Genomic DNA, 20,126 nt, shown 5'->3' with positions numbered 1-20,126 from the left:
TCCATAGTCGTCTCTTTTTTATTGATAGCTTGCTGCAACAGGCCCCATCTTACAGGAAGCCCAGTTCCAGTTTTGCTTCTTCGGTCATCATATCCTTGTCCCATTCCGGTTCGAACACCAGATTGACTTGCGCAGCTTTCACTCCGTCTACGGATTCTACTTTCTGACGCACGTCTTCCATGATAAACTCTGCTGCCGGACAGTTGGGAGCCGTCAGAGTCATATCGATCGTCAGTTCACCGTCATCCTGCAGGTCTATCTTGTAAATCAGTCCCAGGTCATATACGTTGACCGGAATTTCCGGGTCGTACACGGTTTTCAGCATATCGATAATCCGTTCCTCTATCTTCAGTTTTGCTTCGTTGTCCATATAATCAAGCTTTTATATTACGAGAGCACAAAAATAACAATTTTATTTTCCATACACAACATTCAGAGCCTGCCTTCGTCAGCATAGCTGTAATAACCGCCGTCGGAAACGATCAGATGATCGAGCATCCGGATATTCATCACTTTGGCTGCCTGACTGAGCGCCTGGGTCAGACGGTCATCGTCCGTGCTGGGACGGGTGTTTCCCGAAGGATGATTGTGACAAAGCACCAGTGCCGTGGCCCGTTTCAGAAGGGCTTCCCTCAAAATGCAGCGGACATCTACCTGCGTGGAAGCCAGTCCGCCCTGACTGATACGCAGGGCATCTATCAGACGGGAGGCCTGATTGAGCAGCATCACCCAGCATTCTTCGACAGGAAGATCGCACATCAGGGGATGAAAATAAAGGAAAATGTCTTGTGAACAGCGCACCCGGAGACGTTCTGACGGACCTTCGTCTTTACGGCGTTTGCCCAGTTCCGAAGCGGCAAGAATAGTAATGGCCTTGGCCGGCCCGATTCCTTTATAGGCACAAAGATCGTCCACGCTGCGCTTGCCGAGTTCGCTCAGGCTGTTCCTGCAGTCATCAAGAACCTTACGCATCAGTTCCACAGCCGAATCTTCCGTATTGCCCGAACCGATCAGAATGGCAAGCAGTTCGGCATTGCTCAAGGCTCCCGGGCCATGAAGCATCATTTTTTCACGCGGACGGTCTTCTTTCGCCCATTGATTGATGTTGAGCTTTTCATTACTCATTATTGGTAAAAGTTTTTCTCGAAAGCGGAGAAAGAATCCTTGCCCAGCACACAACGTTTCCACCAGGCCCGCAGGAATCCGCTTCCATATCCTGTTAACTGTATGAACGCTGCAACCACGGAAAGCATACCTATTTTCAGACTTTTATTTTGCAAAGAAGAGTCCACGCAGATAATCAGGGCAAACAAGGCCAGCAGCAACAGGCTCCAGGGGCACACCAGTGCTGCAAGCAGAACCAGCACGACACCGACGGTAAAGGCAGCCGGAAGCAGATGAACCAGCTTCAGTGACTCGGGATATTTCTTATAAAGATTGATACGTGCGATGCCGGAGTTATGCACCTGCTTGAAGAATTTCTTCAGATCGGTACGCCGTTTGTGCCATACCCAGGCTTCAGGAAACAGGCGGCAGCGATAGCCTCCCTTGAAAATCCGGATACTGAAATCAATATCTTCGCCGAAACGCATGTGGGAAAATCCGCCTAATGCCCGATAAACTTCCGTCCGCACTCCCATGTTAAAACTGCGGGGATAGAACTTATCCATTTTCTTCTTACCGCCACGGATGCCTCCGGTCGTAAAAAATGAAGTCATGGCATAGTTGATGGCTTTCTGTACGTCTGTAAAAGAATCATGTGCCCGGTCGGGTCCTCCGAAGGCATCTGCCGGTTCACGGCCCAGCTCTGCTTCAATAGCTTCCAGATAACCGGGCGGCAAGACACAGTCTGAATCCAGAATCAGCACGTAAGTACCCTGACTACGTTCCACTCCGTAGTTGCGGGTCTGCCCGGGACCGGAATTGGGCTTATTATAATAATGTATATCCAGACAGGCGGTATACTTCTCCACCACATCCTTGCAAGGAACGGCAGAACCGTCTTCCACTACGATCACTTCAAAGTCCTTGAAACGCTGTTCCGTCAGACTCTGCAACAGTTCGTCCACTTCATCAGGACGATTATATACAGGAATAATCAGAGAATATTTCATAAGTGCTGTTTCTGTTAACCGTACAAATATACACTTTTCTTATTCCATCGAATCATGCCACAATTCATTTTTTCTCCTTTTTTTCTGTTACAAAAACCGTAACTTTACGTTTAGCTTTATGAAAACAAACAAGAACGGCCATAACAAAACATGAGCAAAGAAACACTGACATCCACTTTCACCGAACTGAGGAAGGGTTTTCTCAGGCTTGCCATGCGCTTTCTTCCCAGCCAGGAAGACGCTGACGATGCCCTGCAGGAAGCTTTCTTCCGCCTGTGGAAACAGGCAGACCGGATCAGTTCGCGTGAAGAGGCGGAAGCGCTGACGGTGGTAACGGTCAAGAATCTGTGCATTGATATCCTGCGCCGCAAAAGTCACCTGCAGACTGTGGAACTGGACGAAAACAGAGACAATGCGGTGGGCGATCCGGAATCGGAAGCCCAGGAAAGGGAGGAGCGTTTCCGGATCATCGAAAGAATCATTGAACTTCACCTGACCCCGCTCCAGAGACAAATCCTGCACATGAAAGAGTATGAAAATAAAGATTATGAAGAAATTGCGGAAATATTGGGCATGCAGCCCCCGGCTGTCCGCATGCAAATGTCGAGAGCCAGAAAAGAAATCAGAGCATGTTACTTAAAACAAATGGAACGATGAAACGAAACGAACGTACATATCAACAGTGGAAAGACCTGGCAGAGCGCTACTTCGAAGCCGAAACAACTCCCGAAGAGGAAAAGGAGCTGGCTTGTTTCCTGGCTACTCCCCTATCACAGAGCAAAGATTTCGAAGAGCTCCGTGCCGTTATGGGCTTTATGGCAATGGGACGCGCAACACATCGTAAACGACAAGTTCACACATTCCGCTATGCCGCTGCAGCAGCTGTAACAGGCATCTTGCTGACGGCTACGGTCTGGCAACTGGCCGGAACAAAGGATGTCTGCGTTGCCTACATCAATGGCGAACGCATTACCGATACAGAAACCGTACTGAACGAAGCAATGAAATCTGTCGGGAAGGTACGTCACAATCCGGAAGAAGCAAACAGTCTGGAGAAACAACTTACCGATATTTTCCAGACGCTGGAAGAAAAGGATACTTTGTCTGTCAACTGATAATACAATGCTTATGATACAACGATGGATAGGAATAGGAATACTTTCACTGCTGGCTCTGCCTCTAATGGCCCAGAAGGGACTGCAGGTGAATACCTTGTTCGACGGACGTTTTAAAAAAGATCACAGAGCCGTAGAAGTGCTTATCAAAGGAAAGGAGTTGAAGAAATATCACCTGAGCCTGTTCAGAAGCCTTACGGTGACCAATGCTCCGGCCGTTTTCCGGGAAATGGAAACGCTGGTCTGTCAGGATGCAAAAAGTGCCGTGGACAAGGAAGTAGGTACAATCGGGAACCGTCTGTACTATGGCTTCTACTGTTTTTCGGAAGAAGAAGGAACTTTCAGATACCTCTTCTACCGCAACACTTCCGTAAAGCCCGAAAGAGAAAAGCTGCCGGAGGCTACAGTCGTCTACATGGAGGGGCAAGTCACCCTGGAAGAACTCAAACAATTATTTCAATAAGAATAACAATTAACACAGATAGCATATGAAAAAAATAATCTTACTGGCAACAAGTTTACTCTTTATGGCAGATATGTATGCCCAAACAAGAGATTCACTGGAAGTAACTCATACAGTCAGCATAGAAAACCCAGACCGGGTAACATTGCGACAATCAGACAAACAACTGACAGTTGAAATAGAAGGAGAAAATGGAAATCCGGATTTTCATTATGTACGCGAAGTCAACCTTTCCGGATCTGAGTCCTCCGTAACCAAAGAACGGAATGGTAACTGGGACTTCAACATACCTTTCCGCAAACAGACTGCACAAGGCAAGCGCAAACGTAATGCTGTAATTCTGAAAGATCTCAAACTGGGATTATCAACCGCCCTCAATACTCCGGCCGGCATGGATGTCAATATGGCTTCTTCCTGGGAAATTACGACTCCAACTTTAGGCTGGGCTTACTATCCCTGGCGGACAAACACTTATTTCTCTATCGGAATAGCAGGAAGCTGGCGAAATTACCGAATGACCGGCAAACAACGTTTCATTAAGGAAGGCAGTAATCTGGTGCTGGGAAGTTATCCGGAAGGAGCAGATATCCAGTTCTCACGCATCAAGATTTTCAGCTGGTCGGTTCCGATGATGATCAGTCACAAATTCAAAAACGGACTGGGATTTGATCTGGGAGCCATTATCAACTTCAATACGCATGCCAGCCTGAAAACCCGCTACAAGCTGGACGGGGAATCCTATAAAATAACCGACAACAATATCCACCAGACTCCCGTCACGGTTGATCTTCAGGCTTCTTTCCAATGCAAGATTGTCGGTATCTACGTGAAATACAGTCCGTGCCAGATTTTGGATGCGGCCTATGGACCTAAGTTCTCAGCCTTATCCGCAGGTATTGTTCTGTTCTGATGCGATTACACCAACAGTATAAAAACAACAGCAGCCATTCTTCCGAAGAAGGATGGCTGCCGTCTTATAAGGATAAATCAATTATGCTTTTACGCGACCAACATAAGAACCGTCACGAGTGTCAACTTCGATGATTTCATCCTGGTTGATGAACAAAGGCACACGTACAGTAGCACCAGTTTCAACAGTTGCAGGTTTTGTTGCATTGGTAGCTGTATCGCCCTTCAGACCCGGTTCAGTGTAAGTAACCTTCAGCTGAACTTTCACCGGCAACTCAGCAAACAAGATAGTTTCTGTAGAAGCGTCAGATACAACATCGATCACCATTTCTTCTTTCAGGAAGTCTACACCTTCAATCAGGTCGTGAGCGATAGGAACCTGTTCGTAAGTTTCCTGATTCATGAAGATATAGTCTTCACCTTCTTTATAAAGGAACTGATAAGGACGACGTTCTACACGTACATCTTCCAGCTTTTCACCGATATTGAAACGACGTTCCAACACGTAACCGTCTACAACATCTTTCAGTTTAGTACGCATGAAAGTGTTACCCTTACCCGGTTTTACATGCAGGAAATCAATACAGAAATACAGCTTACCGTCCATACGGATCGCAGTTCCGATTTTAATGTCTTGAGCGTTAATCATAACTAGTATTCTTTTATTAATGTGATTATAAATTATTCTATAACTGAATTCGGCTGCAAAATTAATCTAAATCACGAAAAAACACAAAAAGTTTTGTCTAAAAATGACTTAGCCCTTTGTATATTAAAAAAAAGTCACTAATTTTGCAGCCCGAACGCATAGAATAATAACATAAATAGTATATACGAAAATGAAAAGAACATTCCAACCCTCTAACAGAAAGAGAAGAAACAAACACGGTTTCCGTGAAAGAATGGCTACCGCAAACGGTCGCCGAGTATTGGCTGCACGTCGCGCTAAAGGCCGCAAGAAATTAACTGTATCTGACGAATACAACGGAGTTAAAGCATAACCGTGTGCGTTGGAAATAGAATTTAAGAAGGTCTCGTCTCCGGACGATGTTTCTTCTTTACAGGCGCGGATTACGCGGATTACACGGATTCTTAGTTGTCCGCGTAATCAAACGTAATCCGCGCCTGATTTATTTTAAAAGTATTATATGGTTACACTGAAAGATTTCTTTTCATTCCAAAAGAACCGTTTCTTCTGGATTAATCTGATAGCCATGATCGTGGTTATCATTGCAGTGTGCTGGGGCACATTATACGGACTGGATATTTATACCCATCACGGTGAATCTTACGTTGTTCCCAACGTGAAGAACAAGAGCATGCTGGAAGCAGAGAAATCACTGAATGCCCAGCAACTGAAAGCAATTATCGTTGACTCCAGCTATGTCAAAGGTATGCCGGCCGGCATGGTACTGGAACAGACTCCCGTGGGCGGTTCGCGGGTAAAGGAAGGACGGGCTGTCTATCTGACCGTTACAACCAGCGATGTTCCATTGGTCAAACTGCCGGACCTGATCGACAACAGTTCGCTTCGCCAGGCTGCTGCCAAGCTGAAATCCATCGGCTTCAGACTGACAGAACCGGAATACATTGCTGGTGAGCAGGACTGGGTATACGGAATCAAGTACCGGGGACGGGCACTTCAGACAGGAGACAAAGTTCCTCATGAAGCCTTGCTTACCTTATGTGTCGGAAATAAGAAGCTTCAGGATTCACTGGCTGTAGATTCATTCTCCATTCAGACGGAAATGAATACAGAAGAAGACCAACCGCAAGTAGATGATTCGTGGTTTTAATAACCTATAAAACAAACTGTAACGAATGGCAGAAGACTATATAGATGAACTGGACGAAACGCTGGATGATTTGGAACCGGTCAGCGGAACACCCGAACTTTATGAGCATTTCCGGGTGGTGGTCGACAAAGGACAAAGTCCCGTACGAATAGATAAATATCTTTTTGAACGTATTGTCAATGCTTCACGCAACCGTATACAGACAGCAGCCGATGCCGGATTCGTTATGGCTAACGGAAAGCCTGTCAAAAGCAGCTACAAAGTCAAGCCGCAGGACGTACTGACCGTCATGATGGACAGACCTCGCTACGAGAACGACATCATTCCGGAAGATATTCCGCTGGATGTTGTGTATGAAGACGAGGATCTGATGGTTATTAACAAACCGGCCGGACTGGTGGTTCATCCGGGATGCGGCAATTACCACGGAACACTGGTCAATGCAATTGCATGGCATCTGCGTGACGTTCCAACATATAATCCCAACGATCCGCAAGTGGGACTGGTACACCGTATCGATAAAGATACTTCCGGGCTGCTGGTTATAGCCAAGACACCTGATGCGAAAACAAACCTGGGATTACAGTTCTACAATAAAACAACCAAGCGCGAATATAATGCCCTTGTCTGGGGAATCGTGGAAGAGGACGAAGGTACCATCACCGGAAACATCGGCCGGAATCCGCGGGACCGCATGCAAATGGCAGTAATATCTGACCCGACTCAGGGAAAACATGCCGTTACTCATTATCAGGTATTGGAACGGCTGGGATATGTCACACTGGTAAAATGTGTACTCGAAACCGGACGTACGCATCAAATCCGTGTGCACATGAAACACATCGGACATGTACTTTTCAATGACGAACGGTATGGAGGCCATGAAATTTTAAAAGGAACTCATTTCAGTAAATACAAACAATTCGTTAATAACTGCTTCGATATTTGCCCCCGACAGGCTCTTCATGCCAAGACGTTAGGCTTCGTGCATCCCCGTACGAAAGAAGAGATGTTCTTTACTTCAGAACTGCCTGAAGACATGACCCGTCTGCTGGAGCGATGGAGAACCTATATCAGCAACAGAGAATAATTATGAAACGTACAATTGCTATTGTAGCAGGAGGAGACTCTTCCGAACACGGAGTTTCCATGAAAAGTGCAGAAGGTATCTATTCCTTCATCGATCAACAAAAATACAACCTCTACATTGTAGAGCTCACACACAAAAGCTGGGAAGCAATCTTGCCGGACGGAACACGCGCCGCAATCGACAAGAATGATTTCAGTTTCGAAGAAAACGGGAAAAGAATCAAGCCGGACTTCGCTTATATCACCATTCATGGAACTCCGGGAGAGAACGGAATCCTGCAAGGTTACTTTGAACTGATAGGCATGCCCTATTCCACCTGTGACGTACTAGTATCAGCCTTGACCTTCAGTAAATTCCTGCTTAACCAATACCTGAAAGGGTTTGGTATCCGCGTAGCCGAATCCTTACTGGTGAAGAAAAAGAACGGTATCACCGACGAACAGGTCATAGAAACCATCGGACTTCCCTGCTTCATCAAGCCGAATGCCAGCGGTTCCAGTTTCGGAGTTACCAAAGTAAAGACCAAAGAACAGATTCAGCCTGCCCTGGAAGCAGCGTTCAAGGAATCAGACGATGTGATGATTGAAGCCTTTATGGACGGAATTGAATTGGCTAACGGTTGCTACAAGACCCACGACAAATCAGTAGTATTTCCGATCACTGAAGTCGTAAGCAAAAATGAATTCTTTGACTTTAATGCCAAATACAAAGGTGAGGTAACTGAAATCACACCGGCACGCCTCAGCCCGGAACTGACTCAGCGGGTACAGCAACTGACTTCTGCCATCTATGATATTCTGGATTGCAAAGGAATTGTACGCGTAGATTACATTATTACGGAAGGCGACAAGATCAATATGCTCGAGATTAACACCACGCCAGGTATGACAGCTACCAGCTTTATCCCACAGCAGGTACGCGCTGCCGGACTGGATATTAAGGACGTCATGACAGACATTATTGAAGATCATTTCCGTCAATAAAAACCGGATACAGAACTTTAGGAAAGTGTGTGAAAACGGGAAACAGCATACCATCAAACCTGCCCGTTTCACACACTTTCTTTGTATGAAAAATATCCTGTGCGCATTTTATTTGTCAGAATATTTATTAACTTTGCCTTACATTAAACTATTAATTGTAAGTTGAGATGAACATTCCTGCCGAGTTTGACGAAATACGGCCCTATTTGCCTGAAGAACTTCCTCAGATTTTCGAGGAATTGATAGCTGATCCTACTTTCCAGGACATTATGACTCGCATAATTCCTGATGTGCCTGTTGAAATCCTCTGTGCAAAACTTCGCCAGTGCAAAACCAATCTGGAAGTACAGAAAACTTTTTTCCACAAGCTGCTTCATGACATCATGGATCAGCATAGTGACGGATTCGACATGGACACCTCATCTCTGAATGATAAAACAAGAAACTATACTTTCGTTTCTAATCACAGAGACATCGTACTCGACCCAGGATTCCTTTCCGTCGGTCTGCTGGACAACGGATTTCCGAACACGGTAGAAATCGCAATCGGTGACAATCTGTTGATTTTCCCCTGGATAAAGAAACTGGTACGCGTCAACAAGGCATTCATCGTACAGCGTACAATCAACCGCAAGCAGATTCTGGAATCTTCCATGCGCATGTCCCGCTACATCCACTTTGCCCTGACTCAAAAGAAAGAAAATATCTGGATAGCCCAACGGGAAGGACGGGCTAAGGATTCTAATGACCGGACACAGGAGAGCGTACTGAAAATGCTGGCAATGGGAGGAGAAGGTGATTATGTTGACCGTCTGAAGGAACTCAACATCGTTCCGACTTCCCTGTCATACGAATATGACCCATGCGACTATCTGAAGGCTATGGAAATGCAGCAGAAACGGGATATCGAAGGATTCAAGAAAAGCCAGGAGGACGATTTGCAAAACATGCAGACCGGTATCTTCGGCTACAAAGGACATGTACATTTCCAGACAGCTCCCTGTATCAACGAAGAGTTGGAAGCTTTCCGCGGACTTCCCAAAACAGAAGTGTTTGCACGGACAGCCAGTCTGATCGATCACTACATCCATCTCAACTACCGCTTATATCCGGGAAATTACATTGCATGTGATCTGTTGGAAGGAAACCAGCACTTTGCTTCCCGATATACAACGGAAGACGTAGCCCGATTCAATACTTATCTCCAGAAAAAACTGGATATGATTTCGCTTCCCGACAAAGACGAACAATTCCTGCGGAAATGCATGCTGACCATGTATGCCAATCCGGTCATCAATCATCAGAAAGCTCTGGAAGAATGAGATATCTGCTGATTCTGCTTCTTTGTACAGTCGTTCTGGTCTCTTGCCAGGAAGAATATGTATACCCCAGCGTTGTGACTGAATTCATAGATGCCAGGACTAACGGAGAAGGAAAACTTACCTGGCTTATTACGGACCAGGGTGATACGCTTGATATTCAGGAACGCTCCGGACTGGACGGGCTTTGTGCCGACAGTACTTATCGTACAATTACAATTTACGAACACTTGGAAGAAGAAGCTTCACAGACATATCCAATGGTAAAGGTATATTCTGTCCAGCAAATCTTATCTATTTCTCCGGTTGACAAAAATAATTTTTCACCCGGAGAAATAAGTACGGATCCACTCGACATTCAAAGCATCTGGAGATCCGGGAATTATCTGAATCTGATTCTCCTGCCCTTAGTCAAAGAAGGCAAACATATTTATATGGCAGTAGAAACAGAACTCACCCGCCACTCCGACGGACATCAGACGCTGAGTCTCATCCTCCACCATGACCGCAATGGAGATGAAGAAGCTTTCACCCGCAAAACATATCTTTCCATTCCTCTAAGCACTTATAAAGGGAAATTACAGGAAGGAGACAGTATCACCCTTACACTGAATACCTATCAGGAAGGAATGACTAGCCGTAGTTTTGCCTATTAATAGAAATCAATACAAATAAACGATATGATAAAAAGTCTCTATTTCATGTTTTTCGTATGCATTGCCCTATGGGGACTGATTGCATGCGGAAGCAGTTCAAAAAATGATTTTCCCAATCTATCCCCTGATGAATTTGAACGTCTCATCCAGGATGAAAATGTACAACGGGTAGATGTGCGTACCGTAGCAGAATACAGCGAAGGTCATATTCCGGGAAGTATTAACATCAATGTACTGGATGAACAGTTTGCGGCTTATGCTGATGAGCTTCTGGACAAGAATGAACCTGTTGCTGTCTATTGCAAAAGCGGAAGAAGAAGCCGAAATGCTGCCCGCCTGCTGAGCCAGAAAGGCTTCAAGGTCTATAATCTGGACAAAGGATTTGAAAGCTGGAAAGAAAACGGAAAAGAAATTGAAAAATAACAGATAAGCTGTTTCAAGAACGGGGATTTACTTTTTTATCCAAAAGGTCTGAAGAAAAAGTAAATCCCCGCTTTCTATTATAAAGCCTCCAACATTCGTTTCAGAACGACAGTTGCTGATATCTCACGGTTGGCAGCTTCAGGAATAACCAGTGATGTAGGCGATTCAATTACATCGTCTGTCACAATCATGTTCCGGCGAACCGGCAGACAATGCATAAAGAAGGCATTATTGGTCAGTGCCATGTGAGCCGTATCAACAGTCCAGCTCATATCTTTACTCAGGATTTTTCCATAGTCATCCGGATTGGTAACTCCCGGACAAGCCCAGTTCTTCGCATAGATGAAATCTGCTCCTTCAAAAGCTTTCAACTGATCATATTCCACTTTCGCACCACGCACAAACTTCGGATCAAGTTCATATCCGTGAGGATGAGTTATGACAAAGTCCACGTCTGCTTCATTCATAAAATCAGCAAAAGAATTCGGTACAGCCTGCGGCAAAGCACGGGGATGAGGAGCCCATGTCAGAACAACTTTCGGACGTTCCTTCCGTTTATACTCCTCAATAGTTATCAAATCAGCAAAAGCCTGCAAGGGATGTCCGGTAGCAGCTTCCATGGAGAATACAGGTTTCCCGGAATACTGAATAAACTGATTCAGAATTTTTTCCGTATAATCATCTTCCCGGTTCTCGAAACGGGCAAACGAACGAACTCCGATAATATCACAATAGGAAGCCATCACCGGAATAGCTTCCAGCAGATGTTCACTCTTGTCACCATCCATCACAACACCACGTTCTGTTTCCAGTTTCCAGGCTCCCTGGTTAACATCAAGTACAATGACATCCATTCCCAGATTACGGGCAGCCTTTTGTGTGCTAAGACGAGTACGCAAACTGTTGTTGAAGAAAATCAGCAAACAAGTCTTATGCTTGCCAAGTGATTCGTATTTATAACGATCTTTCTTGATTTCAAATGCTTCCGAGAGGGCTGTTTTCAGATCTCCCAAATCAAATACATTGGTATAAGTTCTCATATTCTCAACAGACTTAAAAAATAATTCTATGCAGCAAATGTACAATTTTAAGTATGATTTACGCAAAAATATCATTAAAAAACAAGATATCTGACAATATTTGACAAAACTTTCTTATCTTTGGATAAAGAATAGAGAGATTATAAATCCTGTTTTATTAACCCTTAAAAACTTAAGATTATGGGAGCCAAGACGTACGGATCATTAGTAGAAGTTTTCAGAGGCAGCCTCTGGGAAGCTGAATTAGTTAAAGGCTTGCTGACCTCAGCCGGTGTAGAAGCCATGATAAAGGATGAAACATTGTCTGCTATCGCCTCTCCTTATAGCAATACCGAAGGAGGTGTCTTAGTTATGGTTAATAAGGAGGAAGAAGTTTATGCCAAAAAAGTTGTAGCAGAAAGAAAAGCATGAAGAATAAAATTTCCGCAGCCTTTGCTGCACTTTGCCTGACTGTGTCTCCGCTGGAAGCACAGGATTTAAAAACCACAACATGGTCTTCATTCGGTGTATCGTTTAAAGCACCAAGTGACATCACGATAGAAGATGATTCAGAAGAGGGGTACATTGTCAGTACCCCTACCTATTATATTACAGTTCAATTACTGGAAGGAGAAGGACTGAAACGAAGCGAACTGGCCTCAGAGCTCAAGAATATCGCAACTGACGATGAAATAACAGAGCAGTCCTCCGTAACAGAGTTTGAACTTCCACAATTTTACGGAGTACGCCTTCAAGGGATTTGTGACACGGAACAGTGCCTTTACAGCTATTTGCTTGCAAAAGATGAAAGCTGCGGTTTCTATGTATCCATTACTTACCGTGAGAAAAATGACAAAAAACCGGAAGACATACTGAACAGTTTCAAACTGGAAGAATAACAGATCTATACCTATGAAAAAGACTTATCAATTATATGCACCATGGATTACGGCACTTTTGATTGCTCTCACTCCTTTCTTGCTCAGTTCTGATATATTCCATAACAAGAAAGAAGAAAAGGAAGAGATCATGGAATACAGTTGTATTCCAGTTCCTGACAGCATCGAATTCTGCGGAACAAAAATTGACCTGACCCGCTATGACCGGCGCGAACGAATGGATCGGGAACTGATGGCATTTACCTACATGCACAGCACTTCGCTGCAGATCATCAAACGTGCTAACCGGTACTTTCCTATTGTAGAGCCTATTCTGAAAAAGAACGGTATACCCGATGATTTCAAATATCTCATGGTTATTGAAAGCAACCTCAACCCTCAGGCTCGCTCACATGCCGGAGCGGCCGGGCTCTGGCAGTTCATGCCGGGAACAGCCCGTGAGTTTAATCTGGAGGTAAATAATCATGTAGATGAACGCTATCATGTTGAAAAGTCTACACAGGCTGCCTGCAAATACCTCAAACAGGCATATGCACGCTTCGGCAACTGGGAAAGTGTTGCAGCTTCCTATAATGCGGGACAAGGACGTATCTCCAAACAAATGGACAGCCAATATGCGGACAATGCACTCGACTTACAGCTTGTAGAAGAAACAGCCCGCTATGTATATCGCATTCTGGCAGCTAAAATGATGCTGACCAATCCCAAACAATTCGGATTCCGGTTAAAATCCAGCGACCTTTATCCGATTATTCCTTATCGGAACATTACAGTCGAAGAAAGTATCGATGACTTGGCCCGCTTTGCAAAGGGACAGGGCATTAATTATGCGCTGTTACGCAACATGAACCCCTGGCTAAGAAGTTCTTCACTTCCGAATCACGGAAAAAAGAAATACATTCTGGCCATTCCGGATAAGGAAAAAATGCATTATAACCCTAAAGTAACAATCCCCTATAATCGAAACTGGGTAACAGAATAGATTTATCTTTTAAACTATAATACCTATACACATGAAAAAACAACTTTTATTAGGCATCCTAGGCTCCTGCATATTTACCGGTCAGGCTCAGACCTTCAAAGAATGGCAGGATGCCGAAATCAATGCGATCAACAGAGCACCGATGCATGCCAACTTTTTCGCTTACGAAAACACAGACGCTGCTACCAAGGCCGTTAAAGAAAAATCTGCCAATTACATGAGCCTCAATGGTACCTGGAAATTTTTCTGGGTCAAAGATGCAGATGCACGTCCTACCGATTTCTGGAAAACAAGCTTCAATGACAAAGGTTGGGACAACATGCAGGTTCCTGCCGTATGGGAATTGAACGGCTACGGAGACCCTATCTATGTCAATGTCGGATATCCCTGGAGAAATCAGTTCAAGAACAACCCGCCTTACGTGCCCACTGAAGGTAATCATGTCGGATCCTATCGCCGGGAAATTACGATTCCGGCAGACTGGAACGGAAAAGAAATCTACGCTCACTTCGGAGCTGTTTCTTCCAACATGTATCTATGGGTTAATGGACGTTTTATCGGTTACAGTGAAGACAGCAAACTGGAAGCAGAATTTAACCTGACCCCGTATCTGAAAGCAGGACAGAAGAATCTGATCGCTTTCCAGGTATTCCGCTGGTGTGATGGAACCTATCTGGAAGATCAGGATTTCTTCCGCTATACCGGCGTTGCCCGCGACTGTTATCTGTATGCCCGCAACAAAAAACGAATTGATGATATCCGTGTTACTCCAGACCTGGATCAGGAATACAAGAATGGTTCACTGGACATCAACCTTAACCTGAAAGGAAGTGCTAACGTAGCTCTTGAACTGTTGGATGCACGCAATCAGGTAGTTGCTTCTACTGAAGTTAAAGGTTCCGGAAAGGTCAGCACAACTCTGAATCTGGAAAACCCGAAGAAATGGACAGCTGAAACCCCGTATCTGTATACGCTGCGGGCTACACTGAAAGAAGGAAACAAAACCACCGAAGTGGTTCCTGTCAAAGTAGGTTTCCGCAAGATAGAACTGAAAAATGCACAGATTCTGGTGAACGGACAACCCGTTCTCTTCAAAGGAGCTGACCGTCATGAAATGGATCCCGACGGAGGATATGTTGTATCACGCGAACGCATGATCCAGGATATCCAGCTGATGAAACAGTTCAACCTGAATGCAGTCCGTACCTGCCACTATCCGGATGACAGTTTCTGGTATGAATTATGTGACAAATATGGTATTTATGTCGTAGCAGAAGCCAATGTTGAATCTCACGGAATGGGATACGGAGAAGAAACTCTGGCAAAAAATCCTTCATTCAAGAAAGCGCACATGGAACGCAACCAGCGTAACGTACAGCGCAACTTCAATCACCCGAGTATCATTTTCTGGTCATTAGGCAACGAAGCCGGATATGGTCCGAACTTCGAAGCTGCTTACGATTGGATTAAAGCAGAAGATCCCAGTCGCGCCGTTCAGTTTGAACAGGCTGGTTACAGTGGAAAGACCGATATCTTCTGTCCGATGTACTATGATTATCAAGGCTGTATAAACTACTGCGAAGATGACTCCAAACAAAAACCATTGATCCAGTGTGAATATGCACACGCCATGGGTAATTCACAGGGTGGTTTCAAGGAATACTGGGACATCATCCGCAAATACCCGAAATATCAGGGAGGATTCATCTGGGACTTCGTAGATCAGGGTATCCGCTGGAATGGTAAAGACAACAAGATGATTTATGCATACGGAGGCGATTTCAATAATTTTGATGCCAGCGACAACAATTTCTGCTGCAACGGACTGGTTAATCCAGATCGTCAGCCGAACCCGCACATGCATGAAGTGGGCTATTTCTATCAGAACATCTGGACAACAGGCAGCGATTTGAAAAACGGAGAGATCAATGTTTATAATGAAAACTTCTTCCGCGATCTGTCTGCCTACACCATGGAATGGGATTTGCTCAAGAATGGAAAGATCGTTCGCAGCGGCCTCATCGAGAACCTGAACGTAGCTCCTCAGCAGACAGCGAAACTGAAACTGGATCTGGGAAAGACCTGCACCTGTGCAGAATGGCTGTTAAATGTCAGATATATCCAGAAAAATCGTGAAGGAATGATCCCGGCAGGACATGTGGTCGCTAAAGATCAGCTGGTGATCAACGGCTACAAGGCACCTGAAATGAAATTCGAGAATATTACCGAAAGTAATCAACCTGTTATTGTTCCTCAAGCAGACGACAAGAACCGTAACCGACTGGTTATTACCGGAGAAAATTTCAACATCCAGTTTGACAAAGCCAATGGTTATTTAAGCGCCTATACAGTCAACGGACTTGACATGATCAAAGAAGGTGAAGCTTTGACTCCTAATTTCTGGCGTGCCCCGACAGACAACGACTTTGGTGCCGGACTTCAGAGACGATATGCAGCATGGAAGAATCCGGGTATCAAGTTACTGTCAATGAAACATGAAACTGTTGACGGAAAGGTTGTCGTTTCTGCCAACTACGAAATGAAAGAAGTTTCAGCCAAACTTGCTCTCACCTACACCATCAACAACCAGGGAGCTATTAAAGTTACCCAGAAAATGACTGCAGACAAAGCAGCAAAAGTTTCCAATATGTTCCGCTTTGGTATGCAGCTTGTCATGCCGAAATCTTTTGAACAGATTTCCTATTATGGACGTGGCCCTGTTGAAAACTATAGTGACCGTAATCACTCTACCGATCTGGGCATTTATAATCAGACCGTAAGTGAACAGTTCTACGCTTATGTACGTCCGCAGGAAAACGGTAACAAGACAGACATTCGCTGGTGGAAACAACTGAATGCGGCAGGCGACGGACTTCAGTTCATTGCCGAGGCACCGTTCTCAGCTTCTGCCCTGCATTATACAATTGCCTCACTTGACGACGGAGCACAGAAGAATCAAAGCCACTCCAATGAAGTGAAAGAAGCCGATCTGACCAATGTACTGATCGATAAAGCACAAATGGGACTCGCATGTGTCAACAGCTGGGGTGCTATTCCCGAGCCACAATACCTGCTCCCGTATGGAGACTATGAATTTACATTCATCATGATGCCGGTACAGCATAGCATGACAATCGAATAAAAAAGTCAATTCGCTCTTTATAGAATGTATGGGTCTTTTGATAAAAGACAACACTTATCAACAAGGCTCATACATTCTTTTTTATCACAGAAATAATATTGTCAGGAAGATCCGACAATGATTTTAACAGGTTATATGAATTTAACCGGACTGTTCATGCAGTAAAGTGACAAGTCACTCATTTTTAGAATAGAAACCTCTTAAAATATAATGTTATGAAGCAAAGTTCAAAATGGCTGAGAGCCTTTAATGTTTTTCTGTCTTCCATATTGGCTCTGTTAGGGTATACGTCCTGTGGTGAATCTTCAGTAGAATACGGAACCCCCTATGCAAAGTATGAGATCAAAGGAAAAGTCACAGACAAAGAAAACAAGAATGCAGTGTCAGGAGCACGTGTCATCGTAAAAGCCCTGAATCGGGATTTACGACCTCTATCCTCCTATTTTACGGACACGGTTTACACGGACAAAGAAGGGAATTATATCTATCAGAACGAAGATGCAATGAGTGAAAACTACCAGGTAGTCTGCGAAGATCCGTCAAACACCTACCAGTCTGATTCCACCCGGATAAAAATGGAACCAGAAGGCGGAGAAGGCTGGTATCAGGGTAGTGACAGCCGTACTGTTGACTTTGAGGAAGATAAAAAGAAACCATGAAGACACCGGTAGAACGAATTTCCTTACGCAAGCGGCTTGCTTTGGAAGTATCTCGCCAGGTACGTGAGAACAACAAGAAATTACACCCGTTACGCCAGCTATTCTGGGAGTGCACACAGCGATGCAATATCCATTGCAAGCATTGTGGCAGCGACTGCAAAAGTACAGCAGAAATCCCCGACATGCCTGCGGCTGATTTTCTACGGGTTATTGACAGTCTTACTCCCCATGTCAATCCCCATGAAGTAAACATCATTTTTACAGGAGGCGAGCCATTGGTCCGCAAAGATCTGGAGGAAGTCGGACAGGCCTTATACCATCGTGGCTATCCGTGGAGCATGGTTACCAACGGGCTTTATCTGACCGATTCCCGTCTGCAGCATTTATTGAAAGCCGGACTCCATTCAATAACCATCAGTCTGGACGGATTTGCAGATGATCACAACTGGCTGCGCGGACATCCCCAAAGCTATCAGCAGGCAATGCATGCCATCCGTATGCTGGCACGTGAACAACAATTGACATGGGATGTTGTAACTTGCGTCAACCGCCGGAACTATTCCTACCTGGAGCAACTGAAAGACTCTCTCTATGAAGCCGGTGTCCGCCATTGGCGGTTATTCACCATCTTTCCGGTGGGACGTGCCGCCCATTATCCGGACTTCCAGCTAGAAGATAAAGACTTCAACGGACTCATGGAGTTTATCAGACAGACACGTCAGGAAGGAAAAATCATGGCCAGCTATGGATGCGAAGGCTTCCTGGGAAGTTATGAGGCAGAAGTACGCGACGGCTTTTATACCTGCAATGCAGGAATCAGCGTGGCCTCTGTTCTGGCAGACGGCTCCATCTCAGCCTGTCCAAGCATTCGTTCCAACTATTCTCAGGGAAGTATTTACAAAGATGACTTCATGGAGGTATGGGAAAACCGTTTTCAGCCTTTCCGGGATCGCTCCTGGATGAAAAAGGGAGCCTGTGCTTCTTGCTCCTTCTTCCGTTATTGCGAAGGAAACGGCATGCATCTGCATGACAACAACGGAGAACTGCTGTTCTGTCATCTGGAACGTTTGAAACGGGCCCAGCAGAAGCTATAAAGAAAACGAGGCTGTCTCAAATGACTTTAAGATAGCCTCGTTTATTTGTATTATTCTAATCTAAAAGATATTATTGCTGATGTGTTGCGTAAGCGCCTTCTTTTGCTATTTTTATGTAGATAGGCATATTATTATTGGAGATGTCTTCTTCAAGTCTTATGGTATAAAACACATAACCGTCTATGCCATATTTTTCATACCATTTTCGTGGCTCAATGCCCGAATCACGCAATCCGCAAAACCAAGTTCCACCTTCAAATGGAATGCCAGATGAATAAGCGATGATAGGTATATCTGGACTATCACCTGAAGTAAATGTTTCTAGCAAAATTTTCATATCATCTATACGCACCGTATCATTGAAAATAACATGATTGTAACTGGAAGGATAGAAACAAGAAATACGGAGACTATCTTTTCCGTAAGGGATTGCCATAAAATCTAGAGTTTCAATACTATCAACAAATATAAAATGAACATAATCCGCAAGTAATTCACGTTCTATAAAAGTCCCCTTATCACAAATCACTTTTTTTATCTTTGCTCGCTTCCCATTGAACTCCCCTTTTATTGTTAAACGAGAATGTTGTACCTTTTGCATTTCAAAATATTGTTGCATAAGTTCGGGCAACGAGTCAATTTTATTTTCATATTCAAGTTTTATTTGTTGAGCTTGCACTTGCATTACAGTAAACATAGCCAAAAGTGAAATAATAACCATTCTTTTCATATCTGTAAAAATTATTTTTGCTAAGTTAGTAATTTATTTAACTCTTCTCTATTATTAAATTGATAAATTTTTCCTTTAACCTTTATATATCCTTCTACCTCGGCATTATCAATAGGCTCGAATAGGCTTTTAATAGATACATCCAAAACGGTGGCCATTTTTTCAATGGCATCAAGTTAGGCATTTCCGTATATGGTACGATTTAATGAAGCAAGGATCAACGCCCATTTCAGAAGCAAGGTCTTTTAGTCGCTTCTTTTACTCCTTGCATAGTCGTTTTACGTTTTCAGCTAATACTTTCTCCATATTCAATCTTTGACACAAACCTAATGAATTTGTTTTAAGCATCAAATAATTAATCAATATTTTAAATTTTAATCAATCCTAATTTGCGGGGTAATTACGTTTATGTATTTGTCGTGATATAAATGATGTGTATAACAATTATGGTGAAGACAGTAATTTTTACAAGGGTTTCGACAAATGTCCAAAAGTACGATAGGCAAGTAAATAAGTTAACGGTTCTAACAAAATCAAATGCTTGGAGTGTTGAGGATTTCGGGAACAAAGGCAAATACTGAACGTACAAAACTTATGAATATGATAACCTTTGTTGAAGCTAAACATATTAATTAAGGTATTGGCTACGGAACTATCTCAGTTGAGACATGACACCTTACAGGTACTGGAGGTTATCGATGAGAATCCCTCAGATTTTTACGTTGATCCGTAA

23 protein-coding genes are annotated in these 20,126 nt (G+C 44.1%); 17 read left to right on the top strand and 6 right to left on the bottom strand.

Annotated features, from left to right (window positions below; genetic code table 11):
• Positions 1-49: 49 nt before the first annotated feature.
• The 3 genes from BACCOPRO_RS05805 to BACCOPRO_RS05795 form a co-directional block, all read right to left on the bottom strand.
• Positions 50-370, bottom strand: coding sequence for a metal-sulfur cluster assembly factor (locus tag BACCOPRO_RS05805; protein ID WP_008141811.1), 321 nt, complete (start codon positions 368-370; stop codon positions 50-52).
• 62 nt (positions 371-432) lie between these two features.
• Positions 433-1,125: a RadC family protein gene (gene radC / locus BACCOPRO_RS05800; RefSeq protein ID WP_008141810.1), complete on the bottom strand. Its 693-nt coding sequence runs from the start codon at positions 1,123-1,125 to the stop codon at positions 433-435.
• A complete protein-coding gene (locus tag BACCOPRO_RS05795) occupies positions 1,125-2,114 on the bottom strand; it encodes a glycosyltransferase family 2 protein (protein ID WP_008141809.1) in 990 nt (329 codons plus the stop codon). Before BACCOPRO_RS05795 ends, radC begins: the two co-directional genes overlap by 1 nt.
• Before the next feature lie 150 nt (positions 2,115-2,264).
• Between BACCOPRO_RS05795 and BACCOPRO_RS05790 the strand changes: the two genes are divergently transcribed.
• Genes BACCOPRO_RS05790 through BACCOPRO_RS05775 form a run of 4 tightly spaced genes read left to right on the top strand, consistent with a single transcriptional unit; the run spans position 2,265 to position 4,602 of the window.
• Positions 2,265-2,771 (top strand): GFO_1088 family ECF-type sigma factor, encoded by a 507-nt coding sequence (locus tag BACCOPRO_RS05790; protein WP_008141808.1) that lies wholly within the window; start codon positions 2,265-2,267, stop codon positions 2,769-2,771.
• Entirely contained in the window at positions 2,768-3,229 is a 462-nt protein-coding gene (locus tag BACCOPRO_RS05785) for a hypothetical protein (protein ID WP_008141806.1), read from the top strand. The genes BACCOPRO_RS05790 and BACCOPRO_RS05785 overlap by 4 nt, the downstream gene beginning before the upstream one ends.
• A gap of 13 nt (positions 3,230-3,242) precedes the next feature.
• The gene (locus BACCOPRO_RS05780; protein ID WP_220095125.1) at positions 3,243-3,692 is read left to right on the top strand and encodes a DUF6108 family protein; all 450 of its coding nucleotides are present in this window, start codon (positions 3,243-3,245) and stop codon (positions 3,690-3,692) included.
• 25 nt (positions 3,693-3,717) lie between these two features.
• Positions 3,718-4,602: a hypothetical protein gene (locus BACCOPRO_RS05775; protein WP_008141803.1), complete on the top strand. Its 885-nt coding sequence runs from the start codon at positions 3,718-3,720 to the stop codon at positions 4,600-4,602.
• A gap of 81 nt (positions 4,603-4,683) precedes the next feature.
• Here the strand turns inward: BACCOPRO_RS05775 and efp are convergent, their stop codons facing one another.
• On the bottom strand, positions 4,684-5,250 hold the full coding sequence (efp, locus tag BACCOPRO_RS05770) for an elongation factor P (RefSeq protein ID WP_008141802.1): 567 nt from the start codon (positions 5,248-5,250) through the stop codon (positions 4,684-4,686).
• 190 nt (positions 5,251-5,440) lie between these two features.
• On the opposite strand from efp, the gene rpmH reads away from it, so the two are divergent.
• From rpmH to BACCOPRO_RS05740, 7 genes are all read left to right on the top strand, one after another.
• Complete coding sequence (rpmH, locus tag BACCOPRO_RS17445; protein WP_007564314.1) at positions 5,441-5,602, top strand: 50S ribosomal protein L34; 162 nt, start codon at positions 5,441-5,443, stop codon at positions 5,600-5,602.
• A 147-nt stretch (positions 5,603-5,749) separates the two neighbouring features.
• Positions 5,750-6,397 carry a PASTA domain-containing protein gene (locus BACCOPRO_RS05765; RefSeq protein ID WP_008141801.1) on the top strand — a complete coding sequence of 216 codons (648 nt, stop codon included), beginning with the start codon at positions 5,750-5,752 and terminating at the stop codon, positions 6,395-6,397.
• Between the two features lie 25 nt (positions 6,398-6,422).
• Positions 6,423-7,487: an RluA family pseudouridine synthase gene (locus BACCOPRO_RS05760; RefSeq protein WP_008141800.1), complete on the top strand. Its 1,065-nt coding sequence runs from the start codon at positions 6,423-6,425 to the stop codon at positions 7,485-7,487.
• Positions 7,488-7,489: 2 nt separating this feature from the next.
• A complete protein-coding gene (locus BACCOPRO_RS05755) occupies positions 7,490-8,470 on the top strand; it encodes a D-alanine--D-alanine ligase (protein WP_040311244.1) in 981 nt (326 codons plus the stop codon).
• A 167-nt stretch (positions 8,471-8,637) separates the two neighbouring features.
• Entirely contained in the window at positions 8,638-9,792 is a 1,155-nt protein-coding gene (locus tag BACCOPRO_RS05750; protein WP_008141797.1) for a 1-acyl-sn-glycerol-3-phosphate acyltransferase, read from the top strand.
• A complete protein-coding gene (locus BACCOPRO_RS05745) occupies positions 9,789-10,445 on the top strand; it encodes a NigD1/NigD2 family lipoprotein (protein ID WP_008141796.1) in 657 nt (218 codons plus the stop codon). The genes BACCOPRO_RS05750 and BACCOPRO_RS05745 overlap by 4 nt, the downstream gene beginning before the upstream one ends.
• 24 nt (positions 10,446-10,469) lie before the next feature.
• Positions 10,470-10,868 (top strand): rhodanese-like domain-containing protein, encoded by a 399-nt coding sequence (locus BACCOPRO_RS05740; protein WP_008141795.1) that lies wholly within the window; start codon positions 10,470-10,472, stop codon positions 10,866-10,868.
• A gap of 77 nt (positions 10,869-10,945) precedes the next feature.
• Here the strand turns inward: BACCOPRO_RS05740 and BACCOPRO_RS05735 are convergent, their stop codons facing one another.
• Positions 10,946-11,908 (bottom strand): Rossmann-fold NAD(P)-binding domain-containing protein, encoded by a 963-nt coding sequence (locus BACCOPRO_RS05735; RefSeq protein ID WP_022276798.1) that lies wholly within the window; start codon positions 11,906-11,908, stop codon positions 10,946-10,948.
• Positions 11,909-12,088: 180 nt separating this feature from the next.
• Here BACCOPRO_RS05735 and BACCOPRO_RS05730 point away from each other — a divergent pair, with 180 nt between their 5' ends.
• The 6 genes from BACCOPRO_RS05730 to BACCOPRO_RS05705 all read left to right on the top strand — a co-directional run bounded on the left by BACCOPRO_RS05730 (position 12,089) and on the right by BACCOPRO_RS05705 (position 18,663).
• Complete coding sequence (locus tag BACCOPRO_RS05730; RefSeq protein ID WP_008141792.1) at positions 12,089-12,319, top strand: DUF2007-related protein; 231 nt, start codon at positions 12,089-12,091, stop codon at positions 12,317-12,319.
• Entirely contained in the window at positions 12,316-12,786 is a 471-nt protein-coding gene (locus tag BACCOPRO_RS05725) for an amidohydrolase family protein (RefSeq protein WP_008141791.1), read from the top strand. Before BACCOPRO_RS05730 ends, BACCOPRO_RS05725 begins: the two co-directional genes overlap by 4 nt.
• Before the next feature lie 13 nt (positions 12,787-12,799).
• On the top strand, positions 12,800-13,768 hold the full coding sequence (locus tag BACCOPRO_RS05720; RefSeq protein WP_008141789.1) for a lytic transglycosylase domain-containing protein: 969 nt from the start codon (positions 12,800-12,802) through the stop codon (positions 13,766-13,768).
• 31 nt (positions 13,769-13,799) lie between these two features.
• Positions 13,800-16,910 (top strand): beta-galactosidase, LacZ type, encoded by a 3,111-nt coding sequence (gene lacZ, locus BACCOPRO_RS05715; protein ID WP_008141787.1) that lies wholly within the window; start codon positions 13,800-13,802, stop codon positions 16,908-16,910.
• A 215-nt stretch (positions 16,911-17,125) separates the two neighbouring features.
• On the top strand, positions 17,126-17,569 hold the full coding sequence (locus BACCOPRO_RS05710; RefSeq protein WP_008141786.1) for a radical SAM-associated putative lipoprotein: 444 nt from the start codon (positions 17,126-17,128) through the stop codon (positions 17,567-17,569).
• Complete coding sequence (locus BACCOPRO_RS05705; RefSeq protein ID WP_008141785.1) at positions 17,566-18,663, top strand: TIGR04133 family radical SAM/SPASM protein; 1,098 nt, start codon at positions 17,566-17,568, stop codon at positions 18,661-18,663. Before BACCOPRO_RS05710 ends, BACCOPRO_RS05705 begins: the two co-directional genes overlap by 4 nt.
• 70 nt (positions 18,664-18,733) lie before the next feature.
• On the opposite strand, the gene BACCOPRO_RS05700 is transcribed toward BACCOPRO_RS05705, so the two are convergent.
• Complete coding sequence (locus BACCOPRO_RS05700; protein ID WP_008141783.1) at positions 18,734-19,393, bottom strand: hypothetical protein; 660 nt, start codon at positions 19,391-19,393, stop codon at positions 18,734-18,736.
• Positions 19,394-20,126 lie beyond the last annotated feature (733 nt).

It is taken from the genome of Phocaeicola coprophilus DSM 18228 = JCM 13818 (assembly GCF_000157915.1).
GTDB classification, from domain to species: Bacteria; Bacteroidota; Bacteroidia; order Bacteroidales; family Bacteroidaceae; genus Phocaeicola; species Phocaeicola coprophilus.
Note: the sequence above shows the minus strand (reverse complement) of the source record. Positions and strands in the feature narration are given on the sequence as shown.

Excerpts from the sequence above, each read along its gene's own strand:
- BACCOPRO_RS05805 (WP_008141811.1), bottom strand. The coding sequence starts at position 370 with ATGGACAACGAAGCAAAACTGAAGATAGAGGAACGGATTATCGATATG.
- radC (WP_008141810.1), bottom strand. The coding sequence starts at position 1,125 with ATGAGTAATGAAAAGCTCAACATCAATCAATGGGCGAAAGAAGACCGT.
- BACCOPRO_RS05795 (WP_008141809.1), bottom strand. The coding sequence starts at position 2,114 with ATGAAATATTCTCTGATTATTCCTGTATATAATCGTCCTGATGAAGTG.
- BACCOPRO_RS05790 (WP_008141808.1), top strand. The coding sequence starts at position 2,265 with ATGAGCAAAGAAACACTGACATCCACTTTCACCGAACTGAGGAAGGGT.
- BACCOPRO_RS05785 (WP_008141806.1), top strand. The coding sequence starts at position 2,768 with ATGAAACGAAACGAACGTACATATCAACAGTGGAAAGACCTGGCAGAG.
- BACCOPRO_RS05780 (WP_220095125.1), top strand. The coding sequence starts at position 3,243 with ATGATACAACGATGGATAGGAATAGGAATACTTTCACTGCTGGCTCTG.
- BACCOPRO_RS05775 (WP_008141803.1), top strand. The coding sequence starts at position 3,718 with ATGAAAAAAATAATCTTACTGGCAACAAGTTTACTCTTTATGGCAGAT.
- efp (WP_008141802.1), bottom strand. The coding sequence starts at position 5,250 with ATGATTAACGCTCAAGACATTAAAATCGGAACTGCGATCCGTATGGAC.
- rpmH (WP_007564314.1), top strand. The coding sequence starts at position 5,441 with ATGAAAAGAACATTCCAACCCTCTAACAGAAAGAGAAGAAACAAACAC.
- BACCOPRO_RS05765 (WP_008141801.1), top strand. The coding sequence starts at position 5,750 with ATGGTTACACTGAAAGATTTCTTTTCATTCCAAAAGAACCGTTTCTTC.
- BACCOPRO_RS05760 (WP_008141800.1), top strand. The coding sequence starts at position 6,423 with ATGGCAGAAGACTATATAGATGAACTGGACGAAACGCTGGATGATTTG.
- BACCOPRO_RS05755 (WP_040311244.1), top strand. The coding sequence starts at position 7,490 with ATGAAACGTACAATTGCTATTGTAGCAGGAGGAGACTCTTCCGAACAC.
- BACCOPRO_RS05750 (WP_008141797.1), top strand. The coding sequence starts at position 8,638 with ATGAACATTCCTGCCGAGTTTGACGAAATACGGCCCTATTTGCCTGAA.
- BACCOPRO_RS05745 (WP_008141796.1), top strand. The coding sequence starts at position 9,789 with ATGAGATATCTGCTGATTCTGCTTCTTTGTACAGTCGTTCTGGTCTCT.
- BACCOPRO_RS05740 (WP_008141795.1), top strand. The coding sequence starts at position 10,470 with ATGATAAAAAGTCTCTATTTCATGTTTTTCGTATGCATTGCCCTATGG.
- BACCOPRO_RS05735 (WP_022276798.1), bottom strand. The coding sequence starts at position 11,908 with ATGAGAACTTATACCAATGTATTTGATTTGGGAGATCTGAAAACAGCC.
- BACCOPRO_RS05730 (WP_008141792.1), top strand. The coding sequence starts at position 12,089 with ATGGGAGCCAAGACGTACGGATCATTAGTAGAAGTTTTCAGAGGCAGC.
- BACCOPRO_RS05725 (WP_008141791.1), top strand. The coding sequence starts at position 12,316 with ATGAAGAATAAAATTTCCGCAGCCTTTGCTGCACTTTGCCTGACTGTG.
- BACCOPRO_RS05720 (WP_008141789.1), top strand. The coding sequence starts at position 12,800 with ATGAAAAAGACTTATCAATTATATGCACCATGGATTACGGCACTTTTG.
- lacZ (WP_008141787.1), top strand. The coding sequence starts at position 13,800 with ATGAAAAAACAACTTTTATTAGGCATCCTAGGCTCCTGCATATTTACC.
- BACCOPRO_RS05710 (WP_008141786.1), top strand. The coding sequence starts at position 17,126 with ATGAAGCAAAGTTCAAAATGGCTGAGAGCCTTTAATGTTTTTCTGTCT.
- BACCOPRO_RS05705 (WP_008141785.1), top strand. The coding sequence starts at position 17,566 with ATGAAGACACCGGTAGAACGAATTTCCTTACGCAAGCGGCTTGCTTTG.
- BACCOPRO_RS05700 (WP_008141783.1), bottom strand. The coding sequence starts at position 19,393 with ATGAAAAGAATGGTTATTATTTCACTTTTGGCTATGTTTACTGTAATG.